This window comes from Brevundimonas sp. Bb-A, from assembly GCF_009394735.1.
In the GTDB taxonomy this organism is placed as follows: domain Bacteria; phylum Pseudomonadota; class Alphaproteobacteria; order Caulobacterales; family Caulobacteraceae; genus Brevundimonas; species Brevundimonas aurantiaca.
Map to the genome: position 1 here is coordinate 1,216,172 of NZ_CP045456.1, position 21,292 is coordinate 1,237,463.

A 21,292-nucleotide genomic window follows, 5' to 3' on the forward strand; every position below is an offset into this window, starting at 1 on the left:
AGGAAATCAGGCGTCGACCAGATTGCGCTCTTCGGCGGCGGCCCGCATGGCCTTTTGCAGTTTTTCGAAGGCGCGGACCTCGATCTGACGCACCCGCTCGCGCGAGACGCCATAATGGCCGGCGAGTTCCTCAAGCGTGACGGGGTCGTCCTTGAGGCGGCGCTCTGTGAGGATGTGTTTTTCCCGATCCGTCAGCTCCTCCATGGCCTCCTGCAGGAGGCTCATGCGGATGCCCTTTTCCTCGTCGTCGGCGAGCTGGGTCTCCTGGGAGACGGCCGTGTCGTCGGCCAGCCAGTCCTGCCATTCGCTTTCGCCGTCGGCGCGCAGCGGCGCGTTTAGCGAGGCGTCGCCGCCGAGACGGCGGTTCATGTCGGTGACTTCCTGTTCCGACACGCCCAGTTTGGTGGCGATGGCCGACAGATGTTCGGGGCGCAGATCGCCTTCCTCGAAGGCCGAGATCTGGCTCTTGGCCTTGCGCAGGTTGAAGAACAGCTTCTTCTGCGCAGCCGTGGTGCCCATCTTCACCAGGGACCAGCTGCGCAGGATGTATTCCTGGATCGAGGCCCTGATCCACCACATGGCGTAGGTGGCAAGGCGGAAGCCCTTGTCCGGATCGAACTTCTTGACGGCCTGCATCAGGCCGACGTTGCCCTCGGAGATCACCTCGCCGATCGGCAGGCCGTAGCCGCGATAACCCATGGCGATCTTGGCGACCAGGCGCAGGTGGGAGGTGACGAGACGGTGGGCGGCTTCCGGATCCTGATGCTCGGACCAACGCTTGGCGAGCATGAACTCCTCGTCCTTGGTCAGCATCGGAAACTTGCGGATTTCCGTCAGATAACGCGACAGGCCCTGTTCAGGCGACATCACCGCGAGCGTGCTATTGGCAGCCATATGGTCCCTCCGACCGTCTAGAACGAGCGGGCGCTTCGCCGTCGGCCACGGCATGTGCGCCGACGCCTCACCCCTCAACCGGTGAAGTAGCGATGGGTTGCCGCCATTGTTAGGGGCGGATCGTCACACGAAAGCGTGACCGTGACCCCGGCGCCACTCACGCCGACCGGCTCAATATAGAACTTAGTCAGTTGCTAATCAAGACCCGCATCGGGGACGAGGCGCCCAGGGGGCGGTCAGATCCCCAGTATGCCGCGATAGGTCGGATGCACCGCCTCAGCGTGTTCGGGGTGTTTCTGAAGATAGGCGGAGAAGAAGGGGCAGACCGGCAGGATCAAGAGGCCCCGCGCCCGGGCGTCGGCCAGGACGTGACGGGCCAGGCGGCTGGCGATCCCCTGGCCTTCCAGCCGCTCGGGCACCAGGGTCTCGGTGATCATCAGATTGGGCGGCGACAGATTGTAGGTGACGACGGCCGTCTCTCCGTCGACCGGCAGTTCATAGCGGTTGAGCGCGGTGTTGTCGTGGATACCGGGGTCCATCAGCGGCCTCACAGGGTGGAGAGCAGGATTTCCAGGGCCGCCATGTCGGCGGGCGGGTCGGTTTCGAAACGCAGGGGCGCGCCGGTGATCGGATGGACGAAGCCCAGGACGGCGGCATGCAGGGCCTGGCGCGTCAGTCCGACCTCGGCGAGGGCGGCGCGGACCGGGGGGGCGGGGCTGCCGGAGCCATAGACCGGATCGCCCAGGATGGGCGCGCCCTTGGACGACAGATGAACCCGGATCTGGTGTGTGCGGCCGGTTTGCAGGGTGCAGGCGACACGCGCCGCCAGGGGCGCGCCGCCGGCGCGGGCCGGTTCGCCGAAGGTCCGCTGGACCCGATAGTCGGTGATCGCCTCGCGCCCGCCCGTCTTCAGCACGGCCATCTTCTTGCGGTCGGCGGTCGAGCGGCCGATGCGCGTCTCGATCCGGCCCTGGAGCGGGGTCGGCGCGCCGCGGGTCAGGGCGATATAGGTGCGTTCGATGTCGTGGGTCGCGAACAGGGCCGACAGGCCCTGGTGGGCGCGGTCGCTCTTGGCCGCGACCATGACGCCCGAGGTGTCCTTGTCCAGCCGGTGGACGATGCCCGGTCGGGCGACGCCCCCTATGCCGGACAGGCTGTCGCCGCAACGGGCCAGCAGCGCATTGACCAGGGTGCCGTCGGGCGTGCCCGGCGCCGGATGGGCGGCCATTCCGGCGGGTTTGTCGATGACGATCAGGTCCGCATCCTCATAGAGGACCGCAAGCGGCAGGACCTGGGGCTGGGGAGCGGCGGGGGCGACGGGCGGCAGATCGACCCGATAGAGGCCCGGCTGGGCCTTGGCCGAGCCGCCGGTCAGGACGACCCCGTCACGGCGCACCGCCCCCTCGGCCAGCAGGGCCTGGAGACGCGCGCGCGACAGGTCGGGAAAGGCCTCGGCCAGGGCCTTGTCGAGGCGGACGCCGGACAGGTCGATCCGGGCCTCCAGGGTCTCGGCGGCCGGCGCCGGGTCTTCGTCGTCGATCAGTTCGGGGTCGGACACCCTCTATCCGTAAAGCATCGGAAGATCGGCTTCCAGCGAGGGCGCTTGCGTCGGGCCTGATCTGACGTGAATAGTGGCGCTTGGGGGCGTGGGGAACCGTGATGAAGACCTTGATGATCGCGAGCGGCGTCGCCGCCGCCGCCGTTCTGCTGGGCAGTTGCTCGACCATGAGCCAGGAAGAGTGTCTGGCCGGCGCCTGGGGCGACAAGGGTTACGCCGATGGGGCGGCGGGCTATCCGATGAGCCGGCTGGACGACCATGCCCAGGCCTGCGCCAAATATCAGGTCGCGCCCGATCCGGCGACCTACAGCCGCGCCCGCGAGGACGGGCTGCGCGGCTATTGCACCTTCCAGCGCGGCTGGATCGAGGGGCGGGCGGGCAACACCTATTACCGCGTCTGTCGGCCCGAGGAGGAGGCGGCCTTCCTCCCGGCCTATAACGACGGGCGGCGACTGCATGAGGCGGCAGCGGCGGTGGAGGCGGCCGAGAGCGCGCTGAGAAGCGCCGAGGCGCGGATCGACGACCGCGAGGACAAGCTGGACGCCAAACAGCGCGAACTGCGTCAGGACGGCTTGACCGACGAGGAGAAGGAGCGGATCCGCAACCGAATCGAAGAGGTGCGGGGCGAAATCCGCGACGCTCGCCGCAACGCCCGCGACGCCAGGGACGAGCTGGACCGGGCGCGCTGGCAAGAGGACCGGGTGCGGTTCGAACTGAGCAGCCGCTACCCGGTCTGATCAGGGAGGGGCGGTCGTCAGGCCGCCTTGACCGCCGCATTGCGGAAGGACGGGTCAAGCTCGCCCGAGGCGTAGCGTTTGGCCATGTGGGCGGTGGACAAGGGGCGGATGCGCGAGGCCTGGCCCTCGCAGCCGAACTGCTGATAGCGCTCCTTGCAGAGCTTCTTCATCGCCTCCTTGGCGGGCTTCAGATAGGCGCGCGGGTCGAACTCGCCCGGCTTTTCGGCCAGGACCTTGCGGATGGCGCCGGTGATGGCCATCCGGTTGTCGGTGTCGATGTTCACCTTGCGCACCCCGTGGCGGATGCCGCGCTGAATCTCTTCGATCGGCACGCCCCAGGTCTGGGGCATTTCGCCGCCGTACTGGTTGATGATGTCCTGAAGCTCCTGCGGCACGGAGGACGAGCCGTGCATGACCAGGTGGGTGTTGGGCAGGCGGCGGTGGATCTCTTCGATGACGTTCATCGCCAGGATGTCGCCGTCCGGCTTCTTGGTGAACTTATAGGCGCCGTGGCTGGTGCCCATGGCGATGGCCAGGGCATCGACCTTGGTGGCGGCGACGAATTCGACGGCCTGATCCGGGTCGGTCAGGAGCTGGGAATGGTCCAGCTTGCCCTCGAAGCCATGGCCGTCCTCGGCCTCGCCCATGCCGGTCTCCAGCGAGCCCAGCACGCCCAGTTCGCCCTCGACCGAGACGCCGCAGGCGTGGGCCATTTCGGTGACGCGGCGCGTGACCTCGACATTGTATTCATAGGAGGCGGGGGTCTTGGCGTCCTCTTCCAGCGAGCCGTCCATCATCACCGAGGTGAAGCCGTACTGGATGGCGGTGGCGCAGGTCGCCGGGCCGTTGCCGTGGTCCTGGTGCATGCAGACCGGGATGTCGGGATAGAGTTCCGCCAGGGCGTCGATCAGCTTGGCCAGGACGATGTCGTTGGCGTAGTTCCGGGCGCCGCGCGAGGCCTGGATGATCACGGGCGCATTGACCTCATGGGCCGCCTCCATGATCGCGAGGCCCTGCTCCATGTTGTTGATATTATAGGCGGGAAGGCCGTAGCCGTTCTCCGCCGCGTGGTCGAGCAGCTGTCGCAGCGTGATGCGCGCCATGATGAAGTCTCCTGAGCCGAAAGTCTTTTTTGATTGGGCGCGAGACTAGCGGGCGGCGCGCTCAAAGTCACGCCGTGTTACAGTTGTTTCCGCTGCGTCAGGGTTCAGGCGCGCAGGGCCTCGACCCCCGGCAGGGGCTTGCCCTCCATCCATTCCAGGAAGGCGCCGCCGGCGGTGGAGACGAAGGTCATGTCGTCCGACACCCCCGCGTGATTCAGGGCCGAGACCGTGTCGCCGCCGCCGCCGACGGCGGTCAGGACGCTGGCCTTGGCCAGGGCCGCCGCATGACGGGCGACCGTCACGGTGGCGGCGTCGAAGGGCGGCACCTCGAACACGCCCAGAGGGCCGTTCCAGATCAGGGTCTTGGAGGCCGTCAGGGCCTCCAGCAGACGCGCGACCGTGGCCGGGCCGGCGTCCAGGATCTTGTCGTCGGCCGACAGGGCGGCGCCGGCGGCGACCGGGCGAGCGGCGGCGCCCGGCTTGACCTCGGTCGCCACCACGAAATCGACCGGCAGCAGCAGTTTGCAGCCCCGCGCCTCGGCCTCGGCCATGATTTCGCGGGCCGTGTCGGCCATGTCGCGCTCGGCCAGGGAGCCGCCGATGTCGATGCCCTGGGCGTACAGGAAGGTGTTGGCCATGCCGCCGCCGATGGCCAGGCGGTCCAGCTTGCCGACCAGGTTTTTCAAGAGGTCCAGCTTGGTCGAGACCTTGGCGCCGCCGACGATGCCGATGACGGGCTTTTGCGGATTGCCGAGCGCCGCGTCCAGGGCGTCCAGTTCGCGGCGCATGGATTCGCCGGCGTAGGCGGGCAGGTGGTGGGCGATCCCTTCGGTCGAGGCGTGGGCGCGGTGCGCCGCCGAGAAGGCGTCGTTGACATAGAGGTCGCCGAGATCCGCCAGCTTCTGGGCGAAGACCGGATCATTGGCCTCTTCCGCCGCATGGAAGCGGACGTTTTCCAACAGGACCACGCCGCCGGCGTCCAGGTCGCGGATGGCGTCCACGGCGTCCGGGCCGATGCAGTCGTCGGCGAAGCGGACGGGGGCGCCGAGCAGGGTCTCCAGATCATCCACGACCGGCTTCAGGCTCATGGACGGGACGCGCCGGCCCTTGGGACGGTCGAAATGGGCCAGGAGCGCCACCTTGGCGCCGGCGTCGCGCAGGCGCTGGATCGTCGGCCGGGCGACCCGCAGACGGGTGTCGTCCGTGACCTTGCCGTCCTCCATCGGGACGTTGAAGTCCACGCGGACCAGGGCCGTCTTGCCGGCGAGATCCTTGGCGTCGTCGAGGGTGCGGAAGGTCATTGATCGGTTCCCTGTCTCCTCCCTGTCGCGAAGCGATGGGGAGGTGGCGCGGCGCCTCTTGCGCCGTGACGGAGGGGGTCCTTCGTGCGCGCAGAAAGAGCCCCTCCGTCTCTCCGCTACGCTTCGAGCCACCTCCCCATTCGCCAAGAGGCGAACGGGGAGGAGACGCGCGGTTCTTACAGGAACTTCGCCATCACCAGGGCGGTGTCGCTCATCCGCGTCGCGAAGCCCCATTCGTTGTCGTACCAGCTCAGCACGCGGGCCAGCTTGCCGTCGACCACCTGGGTCTGGGGCAGGGCGGCGGTGGAGGAGGCGGCGATGTGGTTCAGGTCGCTGGAGACCAGAGGGTCGGTCGTGGTGAACAGCACGCCCTTCATCGGGCCGTCGGCGGCGGCCTGAAGCGCGGCGTTGATCTCTTCCACCGTCACCTCGCGACCGGCGACGACCTTCAGGTCGACGACCGAGACGTTCGGGGTCGGGACACGGATCGACGAGCCGTCCAGCTTGCCCTTCAGTTCCGGCAGAACCAGGCCCAGGGCCTTGGCGGCGCCGGTCGAGGTCGGGATCATCGACAGGGCCGCGGCGCGGGCGCGGTACAGGTCCTTGTGCATCGTATCCAGCGTCGGCTGGTCGCCGGTGTAGGAGTGGATGGTGGTCATATAGCCGCGCTCGATGCCGAACAGGTCGTTCAGCACCTTGGCGACGGGGGCCAGGGCGTTGGTGGTGCACGAGCCGTTGGACACCACGATGTCGTCGGCGGTCAGGGTCTCGTGGTTGACCTTGAAGACGATGGTCTTGTCCGCGCCGTCGGCGGGGGCCGAGACCAGGACGCGCTTGGCGCCGGCCTTCAGGTGGGCGCTGGCCTTGTCCTTCGACGTGAAGATGCCGGTGCACTCCAGCGCGATGTCCACCTTCAGCTCGGCGTGGGGCAGGTTGGCGGGGTCGCGTTCGGCCGTGACCTTGATCTTGCCCGTGCCGACGTCGATCCAGTCCTCGCCCGAGGTCACCGTGCCGGGGAAGCGGCCGTGGACCGAATCATAGCGGAACAGGTGGGCGTTGGTCTCGACCGGGCCCAGATCGTTGATCGCCACCACCTCGATGTCCGTGCGGCCGTGCTCGATGATCGAGCGAAGGACGAGACGGCCGATGCGGCCGAAACCATTGATGGCGACGCGAACGGTCATGGGGGGCTCCTCTGAACGATTATGTTGTTGGGGGTCTCAATGGAACTGTCGCGGCCCGGTTTCAACCCCGCGCGGGGCCTGCGGCCCTAACAAGCGGTTAGGAACCGTTACGGTCGGCGGAGAGACTTGCGGACGCAAGGTAAGAAACACCCCCATGGTGGTCGCCGCCGGGTTTTTGCGCAAAATTTTTGCGACAGGGGTTGTGCGGCCCCGGCCCATATGGTTTCTTGGCGTCAGAACAGGGAGCCGCCCGTGGCTGTGATGACGCGCGACATGACGAAGGGACGCACCGCGAAGGCGGTGGCGGTCGTTCGCGCGCCGATCGGCCTGGAAAGCCCCGTAACCCTTATTATCCTCGTACTCCTCGGCCTGCTTACGCAAGCGGCGTGGATGCCTGCGACCTGACCTAGACACACTCAGGATCGCCTCGCACCACCCCGCTCCCGAAAGGAAGCGGGGTTTTTCGTGCTTGGCGGTTCGAAACGAACCGGACCGATGACGCAAGATTCTACCTCAGAGCCCAGAAAGCCCAACGCGCGCAGCGCGGCGGTGACGGCCGGTCCGAACCGGGCGGCGGCCCGCTCCTATCTGCGCGCCGCCGGCATGCAGGACGCCGACTTCGACAAGCCGATGATCGGCATCGTCAACACCTGGTCGACGGTCACCCCGTGCAACATGCACCTGGACCGTCTGGCCAAGGACGTGCGGGCCGGGATCATCGCGGCGGGCGGCTATCCGGTGGATTTCAACACCATCGTCGTGACCGACGGCATTTCGATGGGCACGGCGGGCATGAAGGCCTCGCTGATCAGCCGCGAGGTCGTCGCCGACTCGATCGAACTGGCGATCGAGGGGCACCAGCTGGACGGCGTGGTCTGCATCGTCGGCTGCGACAAGACCATTCCGGCGGCGGCCATGGCCCTGGCCCGGATGGATATCCCCGGCCTGGTCTATTACGGCGGCACCATCATGCCGGGCGTGATCGGCTCGAAGGAGGTCTCGGTCCAGGAGGTGTTCGAGGCCATCGGCGCCCATTCGGCCGGCGCCCTGGACGACGAAGGGCTGAAGGCGGTCGAACAGGCCGTCTGCCCCGGCGCCGGCGCCTGCGGCGGCCAGTTCACGGCCAACACCATGGCCATGGCCCTGTCGGTCATGGGCATCAGCCCCATGGGCGCCAATGACGTGCCGGCGGTCGATCCCGGCAAGGCGGCTGAAGGCGAGCGTTGCGGCCGTCTGATCGTCGAGCGGGTCTTCGCCGGCGACACGGCCCGCAAATACATCACCCGCGCCAGCCTGAAGAACGCCGCCGTCGCCGTCTCGGCCTCGGGGGGCTCGACCAACGCCGTCATGCACCTGACGGCCATCGCGGCCGAGGCCGGCGTCGATTTCGGCGTCGAGGACTGCCACCAGGCCTGCGTCGAGGCGCCGGTCATCTGCGACCTGAAGCCGGGCGGCCGTTTTCTGGCCTCGCACCTGTACGCCGCGGGCGGCACCCGTCTGGTGACCCAGCGGATGGCCCAGGCCGGCAAGATCGTGAACACCCCGACCGTCAGCGGCCGCAGCCTGTTCGCCGAGGCGGCCGAGGCCGAGGAGACGCCCGGCCAGGTGGTGGTGACGACCTTCGACGCCCCCGTGATGGACCGCGGCAGCTTCGCCGTCATCTACGGCGATGTCGCTCCCGAGGGCGCGGTCATCAAGCTGACGGGCCACAAGGTGGACAAGTTCGAAGGCCCCGCCTGCGTCTTCGACAGCGAGGAGGACGCCTTCCACGCGGTTCAGGACGGCTCGGTCGGCGAGGGCGACGTCATCATCATCCGTTACGAAGGCCCCAAGGGCGGCCCGGGCATGCGCGAAATGCTGCAGGTCACCGCCGCCCTGAAGGGCCGCAAGATCGACAATGTCGCCCTGCTGACCGACGGACGCTTCTCGGGCGCCAGCTACGGCTTCGTCGCCGGTCATATCTCGCCGGAAGCCGCCGTCGGCGGCCCGATCGCCCTCATTCGCGATGGTGACCGCATCACCATCGACGTCACCAACCGCCGGATCGACGTGGACGTCGATCTGGCGACGCGCCGGGCGGGCTTCACGCCCCACGTGGTCCGCCCGGCGCGAGGCGTCTTCGCCAAATACCGCGCCTCCGTGGCCTCGGCCGCCCAGGGCGCGGTCACCATCCCCAACCCGCCGCCGGCGCAAATCCCGGCCTCTCACAAATCCGCTGCTGCTCAGGACGCCTGAATTCTCATGGCCATCACCATCTACACCAACGAAGACATCAAGCCGGGCGCGATCGCCGGGCAGCGCATCGCCATCATCGGCTATGGCTCGCAGGGTCGGGCGCACGCCCAGAACCTGAAGGACAGCGGCCATGACGTGGTCGCCGGCGTTCGTCACGGCGGCACGGGCTGGAAACACGCCACCGCCGACGGCGTCCCGACCGCCGAGCCGGCCGAAGCGGTCAAGGGCGCCGACATCATCGCCATCCTGACCCCCGACATGGTTCAGGATCAGGTCTATCGCGACATCATCGAGCCGAACGCCAAACAGGGCTCCGCCCTGCTGTTCGCCCACGGCTTCTCGATCATCTACGGCCGGATCACCCCGCGCCCCGACATGGACGTCATCCTGGTCGCGCCCAAGGGACCGGGCGATCTGGTCCGTCGCGAATTCCAGCGCGGCCGCGGCGTGCCCAGCCTGTTCGCGGTCGAGAAGGACGCGACCGGCAAGGCCCGCGACCGGGCCATGGGCTACGCCAAGGGCAACGGCGGCGCGACCGGCGGCCTGCTGGAAACCACCTTCCGCGAAGAGACCGAAACCGACCTGTTCGGCGAACAGGCCGTCCTGTGCGGCGGCGCCAAGGAACTGGTGATGCAGGGCTTCAACACCCTGGTCGAGGCCGGCTACCAGCCCGAGATCGCCTATTTCGAATGCCTGCACGAGCTGAAGCTGATCGTGGACCTGTTCTACGAAGGCGGCATCTCCAAGATGCACCACTTCATCTCGGAAACCGCCAAATACGGCGCCGTCGCCAGCGGCCCGCGCGTCGTCAACGAAGAGACCAAGGCCCGGATGAAGACCATTCTGGACGAGATCCAGGACGGAACCTTCGCGCGCAACTGGATCGCCGAGAACGAGGCCGGCAAGCCCCAGTACGAGGCCTGGCTGAAGGCGGACCGCGAGAGCCAGATCGAACAGGTCGGCGCCCGTCTGCGCGAGCGGATGGCCTGGCTGAACACGCCCAAATCTGAAGCGGCCTGAGCCCGAGCGAAAGACCGGATGACCCTGATGACCGCCGCCGCCTTCAAATCCTCAGCCGAGGCCGCCCCCCAATCGGGGGCGCGCCTGCTGGTCTCCACCCTGGAGCGGCTGGGCGTGGAGGTGGTGTTCGGTTATCCGGGCGGCGCCATCATGCCGGTCTATGACGCCCTGGCCGGGTCTAAGCTGAAACATATTCTGGTCCGGCACGAACAGGCCGCCGCCTTCGCCGCCGACGCCTATGCGCGCAAGAGCGGCAGAGTCGGGGTCTGTCTGGCCACCTCGGGACCGGGGGCGACCAATCTGATCACCGGCATCGCCAATGCGATGATGGACTCGGCGCCGATCGTCTGCATCACCGGCAATGTGGCCCAGGGGCTGATGGGGACCGACGCCTTCCAGGAGATCGACATCCTGGGCGTCACCCTGCCGATCGTGAAACACTCGATCCTGGTCCGCGACGCGGCCGATGTTCCGGCCGCCGTCGAGGAGGCCTTCCACATCGCCGCCTCGGGCCGTCCCGGTCCGGTCCTGGTCGACCTGCCCAAGGACGTGCAGTTCGCCACGACCAGCGACGACTACGGCTTCCACATCCCCAACGAGACGCCGCGCATCGATCACGACGCCGTCGCCGCCGCCGAGGCCGCGATCCGCGCCGCCAAGAGGCCGCTGGTCTATGTCGGCGGCGGAGTGAAGATCGGCCGCGCGACCGAGGCTTTGCGCGCCTTCGTCGCCGCGACCGGCATCCCCCAGGTCTCGACCCTGAACGCCCTGGGCACCGTCCCGACCGACGCGCCGCGCATGCTGGGCATGCTGGGCATGCACGGCGCCCGCGCGGCCAATCATGCGGTTCAGGACAGCGACCTGCTGATCGTCGTCGGCGCCCGGTTCGACGACCGCGCCACGGGCAAGCTGGCCGAGTTCGCGCCCAACGCCCGGATCGTCCATTTCGACATCGACGCCTCCGAAGTCGGCAAGCTGCGGGCGGCCAATGTGGCCGTGGTCGGCGAGCTGAAGGACGGGATCGAGGCCCTGACGGCGCGCATGGCCGGCGGACCGGCCCTGGACATCCAGCCCTGGGTCGATGCGTGCGTCGACGCCGCCCGGACCAGCGCCTATCGCTATGACGCGCCGGGCGAGGGGGTCTACGCCCCGGCTCTGCTGAAAGAAGTGTCCGAAGCGGCCGGCGACGCCTTCGTCGCCGCCTGCGACGTGGGCCAGCACCAGATGTGGGCGGCCATGCACTGCCGCTTCTCCAAGCCCGAGGCCCACATCACCTCGGGCGGTCTGGGCGCCATGGGCTTCGGCCTGCCCGCCGGCATCGGCGCCAAGCTGGCCGATCCGTCCGCGACGGTCGTCACCATCGCCGGCGACGGCGGCTTCATGATGAACATCCAGGAGCTGGCGACGCTGAGGCGTTACGGCATCCCGCTGAAGATCGTGCTGATCGACAACTCCTCGCTGGGCCTGGTGCGCCAGTGGCAGGAGCTGTTCTTCGCCGAGAACTATTCCGAGATCGACCTGTCCGACAATCCGGACTTCGTGAAGGTGGCCGAGGCCTTCGGCATCGAGGCCTTCCGTATCGATCGCCGCGATCAGGTGTCCGAAGGCATCCAGCGCCTGCTGGCCGCCGACGGCCCCTGCCTGGCCCATGTGGTCATCGATCCCCGAGACAATGTCTGGCCGCTGGTTCCGCCGGGCAAGAGCAATGCTGAAATGATGGAGGGCTCCTGAGATGAGCAACACGATCCACATCCAGATCGACCGTGCGGACGGTTCGCTTCAGCGTCTCATCGGTCTTGTGGAGCGCCGGGGCTTCCACATCGACGGCATCAACATGGCCGACGAAGGGGCCTTCCGCCGTATCTCCCTGACCATCCGCGGCCGAGACGCCGGTCGGTGCATGGAGAATCTGGGTCGCCAGATCGACCGCCTGTTCGGCGTGCGCCGGATCGGCAACGACATTATTCAATCCGAGGCTGCGTAATGACCGCCGAACAAGTACGAGTATCCGGCGTATCCCGAACTGAGGAGATCGCCGCCGACCCCAACCGGGTCATCGTCTTCGACACGACGATGCGGGACGGGGAGCAGGCGCCGGGCTTCTCCATGACCGCCCAAGCCAAGGTGAAGATGGCCCAGGTCCTGAAGGACCTGGGCGTCGACGTTATCGAGGCCGGCTTCGCCGCCGCCTCGCCCGGCGACGAGGACTGCATCCGCCGCGTGACCGGCGAGGTCGAGGGGCCGGTCTTCTGCTCCCTGTCGCGCGCCAACGAAAAGGACATCGACGCCAGCTTCCGCGCCCTGCAGCCGGCGCCCAAGTCGCACCGTCGCTGCCACACCTTCATCGGCACCAGCCCGATCCATCGCTCGGCCAAGCTGAAGATGTCGACCAACGAGGTTCTGGCCACGGCCGTCCGGGCGGTCGAATACGCCGCCAGCCTGTTCGACGACGTCGAGTTCTCGGCCGAGGACGCCTTCCGCACCGAACCCGAGTTCCTGGCCGATGTGCTGGAGGCCGCCGCCGACGCCGGCGCCCGGACCCTGAACGTGCCCGACACCGTCGGCTATGCGACCCCGGAAGAGGTGCGCGAGACCTTCCGCGCCCTGGCGGCGCGGATCCACAAGCGCCACCCCCATGTGATCTTCTCGGCCCACTGCCACGACGACCTGGGCATGGCGGTCGCCAACTCCCTGGCTGCGGTCCAGGGCGGGGCGCGTCAGGTCGAGGGCGCGATCAACGGCATCGGCGAACGGGCCGGCAACGCCTCGATCGAAGAGGTCATCATGGCCCTGAAGGTGCGCGAAGACCGCTATGGCGTCGCCATCGGCGCCGACAGCCGCCATCTGGTCCGCGCCTCCAAGATCCTGTGCGAAATCACCGAGACGGTCATCGCCCGCAACAAGTCGGTGGTCGGCATCAACGCCTTCGCCCACGAGGCCGGCATTCACCAGCACGGCATGCTGGCCGACAGCCGCACCTATGAGATCATGCGGCCCCAGGACGTGGGCTTTGAAGGCAGCTGGTTCGTTCTGGGCAAGCACTCGGGCCGCCACGCCATCGCCAAGCGGGCCGAGACCATCGGCCGTCCGATCGAGGGCGAGCGTCTGGCGGCCGTCGTCGCCGGCTTCAAACAGCGCGCCGACCAGATCGGCGAGATCAGCGACGCCGAACTGATCGCCATCATTGATCGCGTCGACGGCGTTGAGGAGACGGTGGCCCAGTATGCCTGATCCAAAGACCCTGTTCGACAAGGTCTGGGACGCTCATGTGGTGCGGCCGGAAACGGCCGATACGCCGGGCGTCCTGTATATCGACCTGCATCTGGTGCATGAGGTCACCAGTCCCCAGGCCTTCAGCGAGATCGAGGCCCGCGGCCTGAAGGTGCGCCGGCCCGACCGGACCTACGCCACCCTGGACCATTCGACCCCGACCCTGCCGGCGGGGCTGAACGGGCTGAAACCCTATGTCACCCCGCAGGCCGAGGCCCAGGTCCATACGCTGGAGCGAAACTGCGCCGCCCACGGGGTTCCCCTGGCCGGCTGGGGGTCCGAAGATCGGGGCGTGGTCCATGTCATGGGGCCGGAGCTGGGCCTGACCCAGCCGGGCATGACGGTCGTCTGCGGCGACAGCCATACCGCCACCCATGGGGCGTTCGGAGCCCTGGCCTTCGGCATCGGCACCTCCGAGGTCGGCCATGTGCTGGCGACCCAATGCCTGTTGCAGCGCAAGCCCAAGGCGATGCGGGTGACGGTGACCGGCGAACTGCAGTCGGGCGTGTCGGGCAAGGACGTCGCCCTGGCCGTGATCGCCGCCATCGGCTTCGGCGGCGGCACCGGCTACGTCATCGAATATGCGGGCGAGGCGGTGCGGTCGCTGGACATGGAAGGGCGGATGACCCTGTGCAACATGTCCATCGAGGCCGGCGCCCGCGCGGGGATGATCGCCCCGGACCAGACCACGATCGACTGGCTGCGGGGCCGCAAACATGTCTCCGCCGACTATGAGGCGGCGACCGCCGAATGGCTGAAGCTGGCCACGGACCCGGGCGCGACCTTCGACAGGGAAGTCGTGATCGACGGCGCCGCCATCCGGCCGATGGCGACCTGGGGCACGACGCCGGACGCCGGCGCCCCCATCGGCGCGCCCGTGCCCCAGCCCCAGTCGGACAGCGACCGCAAGGCCATCGCCTATATGGGCTTCACCCCCGGCGAGGCGACGACCAGCCAGCCGGTGGACGTGGTCTTCATCGGCTCCTGCACCAACGGCCGCCTGCCCGATCTGCGCGCCGCCGCCGAGGTTCTGCGCGGCCGCAAGGTCAAGCCGGGCCTGCGCATGCTGGTGGTTCCCGGTTCGGAGGCCGTTCGCCGGGCCGCCGAGGCGGAAGGACTGCACGAGGTCTTCATCGCCGCCGGGGCCGAATGGCGCATTCCCGGCTGTTCCATGTGCATCGCCATGAACGGCGACGTCGTCGCGCCCGGTCAGCTGGCCGTCTCGACTTCCAACCGCAATTTCGAAGGCCGCCAGGGCAAGGACGCCCGCACCATACTGGCCAGCCCCGCGACGGCTGCGGCGACGGCGGTGGCCGGTGTGCTGACCGATCCGCGCGTCTTTCTGAACGAGGTCGTGGATGCGTAGCGACACCCCCTTCCGCTCATCCCGGCGAAAGCCGGGACCCAGTGCTTTCGCGAAGCACAATGCGCGGGATCGCCGACAGGGCGCGACGGGTGACGCCTATCGCCCACAGAACTGGGTCCCGGCTTTCGCCGGGATGAGCGGAGTTTTTGATGTCTGAGCCCTTCACCACCCTGACCTCGAAGACGGTCACGCTCAGCCAGGCCAATATCGACACCGACCAGATCATTCCGGCGCGGTTCCTGACCACCACCACGCGCGAGGGGCTGGGCAAGGCGGCCTTTTATGACTGGCGCTATGAGGCCGACGGTTCGGAAAAGCCCGAAGCCATTCTGAACCGGATCGATCCGGCCGAGCATCGCATCCTGCTGGCGGGCAAGAATTTCGCCTGCGGCTCGTCGCGCGAACATGCCCCCTGGGCCCTGTACGACTATGGGTTCCGGGCGGTGATCTCGACCGAAATCGCTGACATTTTTACATCTAACGCCTTGAAAAACGGCCTGCTGCCGGTCGTCGTCAGCCAGGATGTCTGGGACGATCTGGCGTCGCAGCCCGACCAGCCGGTCACAATCGACCTCGAAGCCCGGCAGATCCGGCGCGGCAATGCCCAGCCCGTGCCGTTCGAGGTCGAATCCTTCGCACGCCAGTGCCTGTTGAACGGGGTGGACACCCTGGGCTGGCTGCAATCAAACCTGCCAGAGATCGAAGCCTTCGAGCGTTCGAGAGAGACCGTCTGATGACCCAAGCCGCCCCCAAGACCTATGAGATCGTCCTGTTGCCCGGCGACGGCGTCGGGCCGGAGGTGACGCGGGCCGCGCGCGACGTGCTGGCGGTCATCGGCGACTTCTACGGCCACAGCTTCAACTTCACCGAACATCTGATCGGCGGCGCCGCCATAGACGAGACGGGCGAGCCCCTGCCGGAGGCGACGCGGGCCGCCTGCGTCGCCGCGGACGCCGTCCTGCTGGGCGCGGTGGGCGGTCCCAAATGGGACGGCGGCAAGCGCCGGCCCGAGGAAGGGCTGTTGGCGATCCGCAAGGCCATGGGTCTGTTCGCCAATCTGCGGCCGCTGCAGGTATCGCCGGTCCTGGCGCACCGTTCGCCGCTGAAGAAGGAGATCGTCGAGGGCGTCGATCTGATCGTCTTTCGCGAACTGACCGGCGGCGTCTATTTCGGGGAGAAGACCCGCACCGCCGACCGCGCCACCGACCTGTGCGAATATACGGTCCCTGAAATCGAGCGCGTCGCCCGCGCCGCCTTCCAGACGGCCCGCCAGCGCCGCGGCAAGGTGACTTCGGTCGACAAGGCCAATGTGATGGAGACCAGCCGCCTGTGGCGCGAAGTGGTCACCCGCATCCATGCCGAGGAGTTCCCCGAGATCGCGCTGGAGCACGCCCTGGTCGATTCCATGGCCATGCACCTGATCAGGAAGCCCCGCGAATACGACGTCATCCTGACCGAGAACATGTTCGGCGACATCCTGTCGGACGAGATTTCGGTGCTGGGCGGCTCCATCGGCCTGCTGCCGTCGGCGTCGCTGGGCACGGAAGGGCCGGGCCTGTTCGAACCGATCCACGGGTCGGCGCCGGACATCGCCGGTCAGGATCTGGCCAATCCGGTCGGCACGATTCTGTCGGCGGCCCTCTTGCTGCGTCACAGTCTGAAGCTGGAGGACGAGGCGGATTCCATTGAGGCCGCCGTCGCCGCCGTCCTGGCGGCCGGCGCCGTGACCGCCGATCTCGGCGGAGCCCTGGGCACGCGGGGGGCGACCGAGGCCGTCATCGACGCCATCCGCGCCATTCACTGGGCGACGGCGCACCGGGTGCAGATGCACTGGGCCTGAGGGCGTCGCGCCGCCCCTGAATTTCATGCCGGGAACAGCGTTCCTTGAAACATGAATCTGAACCTTAAGCCTCGCACGACGAATGGATCATGCGAGGCTTAACTTTTTTGACAGGACCGTTGCAAGAAAGTTGCACCGTTTCAGCCTGACCCCCTTGCGTCGAACGCGATTGCAGTAAAACCTTCGCACTTGCGAGATTGCCAAGGGGGTATTTGCTTATGTCGCACGTTTGGAATCGACTTCCGGGGGTCGCTGCGCTCCTGCTTCTGACCATCGGGCTCTTTTACGCCGGCGGGGCCTTCGCCCAGACGCCGGAGGCGGCGCCCGCCCTGCTGGCGCACCAGTCGGCGCTGGAGCTGGACGGCGCGGGCACGGCCTGGCTGGGCACGTCCACGGCCCTGGTCCTGCTGATGACCCTGCCGGGACTGGCCCTGTTCTACGGCGGCATGGTGCGGCGCAAGAACGTCATCGCCACCATCACCCAGTCGGTCGGCGTCTTCGCCGTCGTCTCCCTGGTCTGGTTCATCGCGGGCTACAGCATCGCCTTCGGCGCCAACGCCGACGCCGCGCTTCAGCCCTACGTCGGCAGCCTGGACATGCTGTTCCTGAACGGCGTGACCCTTGGCACGGCCAACAGCCTGCTGACGGGCATTCCGGAATATCTGTTCATCGCCTTCCAGATGACCTTCGCCATCATCACCCCGGCCCTGGTCACCGGCGCCTTCGCCGAGCGGATGAAATATTCGGGCCTGCTGCTGTTCACGGCCCTGTGGTCGCTGCTGATCTATTCCCCCATCTGTCACTGGGTGTGGGGCGGCGGCTTCCTCGGTTCCGCCGGCGTGCTGGACTTCGCCGGCGGGGCGGTGGTTCACGTGAACTCGGGCGTGGCCGGTCTGGTCTGCGCCATCTTCCTGGGCCGCCGCAAAGGCTATGGGGTCGAGCCGATCAATCCGCACAACCCTGTCCTGACCATGATCGGCGCCTCGCTGCTGCTGGTCGGCTGGATCGGCTTCAACGCCGGTTCGGCGGGCGCGGCCAATGAGCTGATGGGCGTGGCCCTGCTGAACACGGTGCTGGCCGCCGCCGCCGCCGCCCTGACCTGGAAGATCATCGAACTGATTGAGAAGAAGAAGGTCTCCCTGATCGGCATGCTGTCGGGTGTGGTCGCCGGCCTGGTCGCCATCACCCCCGCGGCGGGCTTCGTCGATCCCAAGGGCGCGGTCATCATCGGCCTGATCGCTGGTCCGGTCTGCTACATCTCGTCGGTCTGGATCAAGAAGCTGCTGCGCTACGACGACTCGCTGGACGCCTTCGGCATCCACGGCGCGGGCGGCCTGATCGGCGCCCTGCTGACCGGCGTCTTCGCCACCACGGCGATCAACAGCCTGTCGGAAGGCGCCAATGTCGGGGCCCAGGCCATCGGCCTGGCCTGGACGATCGCCTATAGCGCGGTCGGGACCTTCATCATCCTGGTGATCTGCAAGTTCACCACGGGTCTGCGGGTCAGCGAGGCGGAAGAAGCCGCCGGTCTGGACACCTCGCTGCACGGCGAGGCTCTGGAACACTGAAACCAGAGGGTGCGGCCCGCCGGCCGCGCCCTCCCTCCCGGCGATCCCATCGGGCGCTGGAACAAAAATAACGAAACCAAGGGGATAGATAATGAGAATGAAACTGTTCGGTACGGCCGCCGCTGCGGCCCTGGCTCTGGGGCTGACCGGCCTGGCCGCGCCCGCCTCGGCTCAGGACGCCAAGGTGGCCTTCAATGTCGGCGTGACCAGCGACTATGTCTTCCGGGGCTACAGTCAGACCAACGAAGATCCCGCCATCCAGGGCGGCGTCGATCTGACGGCCGGCAGCTTCTATGCCGGCGCCTGGGCCTCAAACGTTGATTTCGGCGACGACACCGACGCGGAAGTCGACGTCTATGGCGGCTACCGCACCGAGGCGGCCGGCTTCGCCCTGGACTTCGGCGTGATCGGCTACCTCTATGCGGGCGAACCGGACGGCGCCGACTACAACTATGCGGAGGTCAAGGCTGCGGCCTCGCGCGCCGTGGGCCCGGCCACCTTCGGCGCCGCCGTCTACTATTCGCCCGACTTCTTCGGCGCGGCGGATAAGGAAGCGACCTACGCCGAGGTCAACGCCGCCTTCTCGCCCGCCGACAAGTGGACGATTTCCGGCGCCGTGGGTCAGCAATGGCTGGACGTGTCCGACGACTATCTGACCTGGAACGCCGGGATCGGCTATGCTCTGACGGAGAATCTTTCGGCGGATGCGCGCTACTACGACACGGACGTGGACGGCGTGCCGACGGCCGAGGACCGTTTCGTGGTCGGTCTGAAGCTGACCTACTGAGCCCGTCTTCGGTCAAACGAGGCCCCGGAGCACTGGCTCCGGGGCCTTTTTCGTATCAGCGGGCGTAGCGGCTTTCGACCGGCTCGTACCGATCCCACACCTTGCCGTCGGCCAAGGACCGCAGCAGCTTCAGATATTCGGCATGGGTCCAGGCCAGGGGCGTGGCCGAGTCGGTGTTCTGGCCCAGGGCGTAGTCGCGCGCGGTCGGCTCGCCGACCCCGTCCCAGACCTGTTCGGCCAGCATCAGCCCGTCATTGGCGAACCGCTCCATGCCGCGCACATAGGTCTGGCGGATGGCGGCGATGTCGGCGGCGGACGGAGCGCCGTTCAGGCTGACGCGGGCCAGCTCATAGTGGCCGCGCTCGCCGGTGAAGAAGGGCCAGACCCGACCCCGCTGACCAGGGCTCATCTGCCCGCCGACGCCATAGTTGGCGCCCGTGACATGATCCTCGCCATAGCCGTCGACGCCGTAGCGGCGCCAGCCCGGCGTCTGGTCGCCCTCCGGCCCGAAGTCGTAGCGGACCCGGTACAGGTCCTCCAGGCTCTGATCGTCATAGACGGGCAGGGTCGAAACGATGTGCGGATCGTCGGCCTTGCGCACCCCGTAGCGGACCAGTTCTAGGAAGCCGCCATCCACGACCCGGTCCTCCTGAGGCGCGATCTGGCCGTTGGCGGCGCCGATCGGGGCCTTGTCGTTCGGGTTCTCGTTCTGAGTGATGCGGATGAAATAGCGGCCGTCGCCGAAGTCGCCGCTGGTCGTGAACATCCGCTCTTCGATCTTAGAGGCGTAGCTGTCGGCGGCGAGCTGATAACGGGTCGCTCCCGCCGCATCGCCCGAGGCGCGCGCCATTTCGGCCGCGACCGTCAGCCCGGCCACCACGGCGGCGGTGGTGGAGGGGGAATAGCCCTGCTGCTCTTCCCACCGCTCCTGCTGGGTGAAGGGCGGCTTGATCTCGGCGTCGTTCCACAGAAGGCCGATCTTGCCGCCGTCCACCAGGAAGTCGGCCGCCGGCTTCAGCATCGAACGATAGTGGTCGGCCATCTGGGCGTCGGACAGCCAGCCCAGCTTCCACAGACGATAGCCCAGCATGATCGGCATGGCCGTCTGGTCCAGCTGGACCGCGACCCATTCCAGTTCTCCGTCCACATGGGTCTTCTGCAGGAACCAGCCGCCGACGCCGGTATTGCCGGGCGTGTCCGGGCCGACCTGGACCTGGGGCAGATAGTTGAAGGCCGCCAGCGGCGTCTCCTTGTCGCCCAGGGCCGCCAGGGCCATGGCCACCTGATAGAAGTCGCGCGGCCAGACCGCCTTGTAGCCGGTCGAGGATTTCGACGCGTCCACCGTGTCGCCCCAGGGGTTGGACAGGGAGGCGATCAGGGCGCCGGCATGGGTGCGGTCCTCCTGCACCTTCAGCATCAGGGCCGAGGCGTAGGCCAGCTTGCCGCCGTCCGTCGCCTGTTCGGCGATGCGCGGCAGTTCGGTCAGGGAGGCGACATAGTCCTCCCAGCCGATGCGATCACCCTCGCCGTTGAACCGGGCCAGGACCTCGTCTAGGCCGACAGCGAAGGCGCCGTCCGCCGCCGCCTGGGCCTCGGCCTCGCTGGAGCCGAAGCCGATCACGAAATCTCGGCTCAGGCTCTGCCCCTGACGCAGGCGCGGCAGGGCGCCCGTCATCATCGTATTGCCCGCCGTCTCACCGGTGGAGGCGTAGGTCCAGTCCATCCGGCCGTCCTTCAGGTCGGTCAGACCGTCCGAGGCGCCGACGAAGCCGACGCCGGCCTTGTCGAACGGACGGCTCGGCTTGAGCACCAGATGGGTGTCGCCTTCCCAGGCATGGAAGGCCTGGCGCGTGACCTGACCCCGGTCGTCGACGCCGGTGTTGGCGATGTGCGGCTCCAGCAGCAGATAGGGCGTGGCCTCTCCGCTCAGGGCCGTGATCTTGACCCGCAGCACCAGGGCGTTGCGATCCGGATCGGTGAAGAGGCGCTTTTCGATCTCGAACCGACCCGCCCTGTCGCGCGTCGTGACCTTATAGGCGGGCGACAGGGGGCGGCCCTGGGCGTCCGTGTGCAGATACTCGGTCCGCTCGGTGGTGTCGGCGCCCTCGACGGCCAGGCCCTCCGGGGTGACGACGGCGAAGCGAAGCGCCTTGATCTGGGCCTCGTGGATCAGGCCGTACATGGTCTCGGTCAGGACGCCGTCGGCGATGGAGAACCAGACCTTCGACACCGCGCCGGTCGGTCCGCCGTCGCGGTACTGGCCGTCGACATAGGCTTCATAGGAGGCCCCAGCCCCGGTCTTGGCGGCGCTGGACCAGGTAGGCAGATCACCCGGCGCGCCCGGAGCGACTCCGGACTGGGCCGAGGCGGTCGAGGCGAGCGCCAGGCCGGCGGCGCCGGCGAGGCAGAAGGAACGGAAATGACGCATT

At 67.7% G+C, this 21,292-nt stretch carries 19 protein-coding genes; 12 read left to right on the forward strand and 7 right to left on the reverse strand.

From position 1 onward, the window contains the following. Positions 1-6: 6 nt before the first annotated feature. The 3 genes from rpoH to BSP_RS06075 all read right to left on the reverse strand — a co-directional run bounded on the left by rpoH (position 7) and on the right by BSP_RS06075 (position 2,452). Positions 7-894: an RNA polymerase sigma factor RpoH gene (gene rpoH / locus BSP_RS06065; protein ID WP_082382620.1), complete on the reverse strand. Its 888-nt coding sequence runs from the start codon at positions 892-894 to the stop codon at positions 7-9. Between the two features lie 236 nt (positions 895-1,130). Further along, positions 1,131-1,433 carry a GNAT family N-acetyltransferase gene (locus BSP_RS06070; RefSeq protein WP_152949640.1) on the reverse strand — a complete coding sequence of 101 codons (303 nt, stop codon included), beginning with the start codon at positions 1,431-1,433 and terminating at the stop codon, positions 1,131-1,133. Positions 1,434-1,441: 8 nt separating this feature from the next. Further along, positions 1,442-2,452: an RluA family pseudouridine synthase gene (locus tag BSP_RS06075; protein ID WP_152949641.1), complete on the reverse strand. Its 1,011-nt coding sequence runs from the start codon at positions 2,450-2,452 to the stop codon at positions 1,442-1,444. 101 nt (positions 2,453-2,553) lie between these two features. On the opposite strand from BSP_RS06075, the gene BSP_RS06080 reads away from it, so the two are divergent. Further along, positions 2,554-3,189, forward strand: a complete 636-nt coding sequence (locus BSP_RS06080; RefSeq protein ID WP_152949642.1) for a DUF2799 domain-containing protein — start codon at positions 2,554-2,556, stop codon at positions 3,187-3,189. Between the two features lie 17 nt (positions 3,190-3,206). On the opposite strand, the gene fba is transcribed toward BSP_RS06080, so the two are convergent. From fba to gap, 3 genes are all read right to left on the reverse strand, one after another. Next, complete coding sequence (gene fba / locus BSP_RS06085; protein WP_054764913.1) at positions 3,207-4,292, reverse strand: class II fructose-bisphosphate aldolase; 1,086 nt, start codon at positions 4,290-4,292, stop codon at positions 3,207-3,209. 104 nt (positions 4,293-4,396) lie between these two features. Continuing rightward, positions 4,397-5,593 carry a phosphoglycerate kinase gene (pgk, locus tag BSP_RS06090; protein ID WP_152949643.1) on the reverse strand — a complete coding sequence of 399 codons (1,197 nt, stop codon included), beginning with the start codon at positions 5,591-5,593 and terminating at the stop codon, positions 4,397-4,399. Between the two features lie 176 nt (positions 5,594-5,769). Then, complete coding sequence (gap, locus tag BSP_RS06095; protein WP_054764915.1) at positions 5,770-6,777, reverse strand: type I glyceraldehyde-3-phosphate dehydrogenase; 1,008 nt, start codon at positions 6,775-6,777, stop codon at positions 5,770-5,772. Positions 6,778-7,029: 252 nt separating this feature from the next. Here gap and BSP_RS06100 point away from each other — a divergent pair, with 252 nt between their 5' ends. The 11 genes from BSP_RS06100 to BSP_RS06150 all read left to right on the forward strand — a co-directional run bounded on the left by BSP_RS06100 (position 7,030) and on the right by BSP_RS06150 (position 18,863). Next, entirely contained in the window at positions 7,030-7,182 is a 153-nt protein-coding gene (locus tag BSP_RS06100) for a hypothetical protein (protein WP_152949644.1), read from the forward strand. Positions 7,183-7,272: 90 nt separating this feature from the next. Continuing rightward, complete coding sequence (locus tag BSP_RS06105; RefSeq protein WP_054764917.1) at positions 7,273-9,012, forward strand: dihydroxy-acid dehydratase; 1,740 nt, start codon at positions 7,273-7,275, stop codon at positions 9,010-9,012. Positions 9,013-9,018: 6 nt separating this feature from the next. Continuing rightward, positions 9,019-10,032: a ketol-acid reductoisomerase gene (gene ilvC / locus BSP_RS06110; RefSeq protein WP_054764918.1), complete on the forward strand. Its 1,014-nt coding sequence runs from the start codon at positions 9,019-9,021 to the stop codon at positions 10,030-10,032. A gap of 18 nt (positions 10,033-10,050) precedes the next feature. Then, entirely contained in the window at positions 10,051-11,763 is a 1,713-nt protein-coding gene (gene ilvG / locus BSP_RS06115; protein WP_054764919.1) for an acetolactate synthase 2 catalytic subunit, read from the forward strand. A 1-nt stretch (position 11,764) separates the two neighbouring features. After that, positions 11,765-12,016, forward strand: a complete 252-nt coding sequence (locus BSP_RS06120) for an ACT domain-containing protein (RefSeq protein ID WP_054764920.1) — start codon at positions 11,765-11,767, stop codon at positions 12,014-12,016. Then, positions 12,016-13,263 carry a 2-isopropylmalate synthase gene (locus BSP_RS06125; RefSeq protein WP_054764921.1) on the forward strand — a complete coding sequence of 416 codons (1,248 nt, stop codon included), beginning with the start codon at positions 12,016-12,018 and terminating at the stop codon, positions 13,261-13,263. The genes BSP_RS06120 and BSP_RS06125 overlap by 1 nt, the downstream gene beginning before the upstream one ends. Continuing rightward, on the forward strand, positions 13,256-14,668 hold the full coding sequence (leuC, locus tag BSP_RS06130; protein WP_152949645.1) for a 3-isopropylmalate dehydratase large subunit: 1,413 nt from the start codon (positions 13,256-13,258) through the stop codon (positions 14,666-14,668). Before BSP_RS06125 ends, leuC begins: the two co-directional genes overlap by 8 nt. A gap of 149 nt (positions 14,669-14,817) precedes the next feature. Then, positions 14,818-15,402 carry a 3-isopropylmalate dehydratase small subunit gene (gene leuD / locus BSP_RS06135; RefSeq protein ID WP_054764923.1) on the forward strand — a complete coding sequence of 195 codons (585 nt, stop codon included), beginning with the start codon at positions 14,818-14,820 and terminating at the stop codon, positions 15,400-15,402. Then, on the forward strand, positions 15,402-16,508 hold the full coding sequence (gene leuB, locus BSP_RS06140) for a 3-isopropylmalate dehydrogenase (protein ID WP_054764924.1): 1,107 nt from the start codon (positions 15,402-15,404) through the stop codon (positions 16,506-16,508). The genes leuD and leuB overlap by 1 nt, the downstream gene beginning before the upstream one ends. 218 nt (positions 16,509-16,726) lie before the next feature. Continuing rightward, a complete protein-coding gene (locus tag BSP_RS06145) occupies positions 16,727-18,076 on the forward strand; it encodes an ammonium transporter (protein ID WP_054764925.1) in 1,350 nt (449 codons plus the stop codon). Positions 18,077-18,167: 91 nt separating this feature from the next. Next, positions 18,168-18,863, forward strand: coding sequence for a TorF family putative porin (locus BSP_RS06150; protein ID WP_152949646.1), 696 nt, complete (start codon positions 18,168-18,170; stop codon positions 18,861-18,863). A gap of 55 nt (positions 18,864-18,918) precedes the next feature. On the opposite strand, the gene BSP_RS06155 is transcribed toward BSP_RS06150, so the two are convergent. Beyond that, positions 18,919-21,291 carry a glucan 1,4-alpha-glucosidase gene (locus BSP_RS06155; RefSeq protein ID WP_152949647.1) on the reverse strand — a complete coding sequence of 791 codons (2,373 nt, stop codon included), beginning with the start codon at positions 21,289-21,291 and terminating at the stop codon, positions 18,919-18,921. Position 21,292 lies beyond the last annotated feature (1 nt).

Excerpts from the sequence above, each read along its gene's own strand:
- rpoH (WP_082382620.1), bottom strand. The coding sequence starts at position 894 with ATGGCTGCCAATAGCACGCTCGCGGTGATGTCGCCTGAACAGGGCCTG.
- BSP_RS06070 (WP_152949640.1), bottom strand. The coding sequence starts at position 1,433 with ATGGACCCCGGTATCCACGACAACACCGCGCTCAACCGCTATGAACTG.
- BSP_RS06080 (WP_152949642.1), top strand. The coding sequence starts at position 2,554 with ATGAAGACCTTGATGATCGCGAGCGGCGTCGCCGCCGCCGCCGTTCTG.
- fba (WP_054764913.1), bottom strand. The coding sequence starts at position 4,292 with ATGGCGCGCATCACGCTGCGACAGCTGCTCGACCACGCGGCGGAGAAC.
- pgk (WP_152949643.1), bottom strand. The coding sequence starts at position 5,593 with ATGACCTTCCGCACCCTCGACGACGCCAAGGATCTCGCCGGCAAGACG.
- gap (WP_054764915.1), bottom strand. The coding sequence starts at position 6,777 with ATGACCGTTCGCGTCGCCATCAATGGTTTCGGCCGCATCGGCCGTCTC.
- BSP_RS06105 (WP_054764917.1), top strand. The coding sequence starts at position 7,273 with ATGACGCAAGATTCTACCTCAGAGCCCAGAAAGCCCAACGCGCGCAGC.
- ilvC (WP_054764918.1), top strand. The coding sequence starts at position 9,019 with ATGGCCATCACCATCTACACCAACGAAGACATCAAGCCGGGCGCGATC.
- ilvG (WP_054764919.1), top strand. The coding sequence starts at position 10,051 with ATGACCCTGATGACCGCCGCCGCCTTCAAATCCTCAGCCGAGGCCGCC.
- BSP_RS06120 (WP_054764920.1), top strand. The coding sequence starts at position 11,765 with ATGAGCAACACGATCCACATCCAGATCGACCGTGCGGACGGTTCGCTT.
- BSP_RS06125 (WP_054764921.1), top strand. The coding sequence starts at position 12,016 with ATGACCGCCGAACAAGTACGAGTATCCGGCGTATCCCGAACTGAGGAG.
- leuC (WP_152949645.1), top strand. The coding sequence starts at position 13,256 with ATGCCTGATCCAAAGACCCTGTTCGACAAGGTCTGGGACGCTCATGTG.
- leuD (WP_054764923.1), top strand. The coding sequence starts at position 14,818 with ATGTCTGAGCCCTTCACCACCCTGACCTCGAAGACGGTCACGCTCAGC.
- leuB (WP_054764924.1), top strand. The coding sequence starts at position 15,402 with ATGACCCAAGCCGCCCCCAAGACCTATGAGATCGTCCTGTTGCCCGGC.
- BSP_RS06145 (WP_054764925.1), top strand. The coding sequence starts at position 16,727 with ATGTCGCACGTTTGGAATCGACTTCCGGGGGTCGCTGCGCTCCTGCTT.
- BSP_RS06150 (WP_152949646.1), top strand. The coding sequence starts at position 18,168 with ATGAGAATGAAACTGTTCGGTACGGCCGCCGCTGCGGCCCTGGCTCTG.
- BSP_RS06155 (WP_152949647.1), bottom strand. The coding sequence starts at position 21,291 with ATGCGTCATTTCCGTTCCTTCTGCCTCGCCGGCGCCGCCGGCCTGGCG.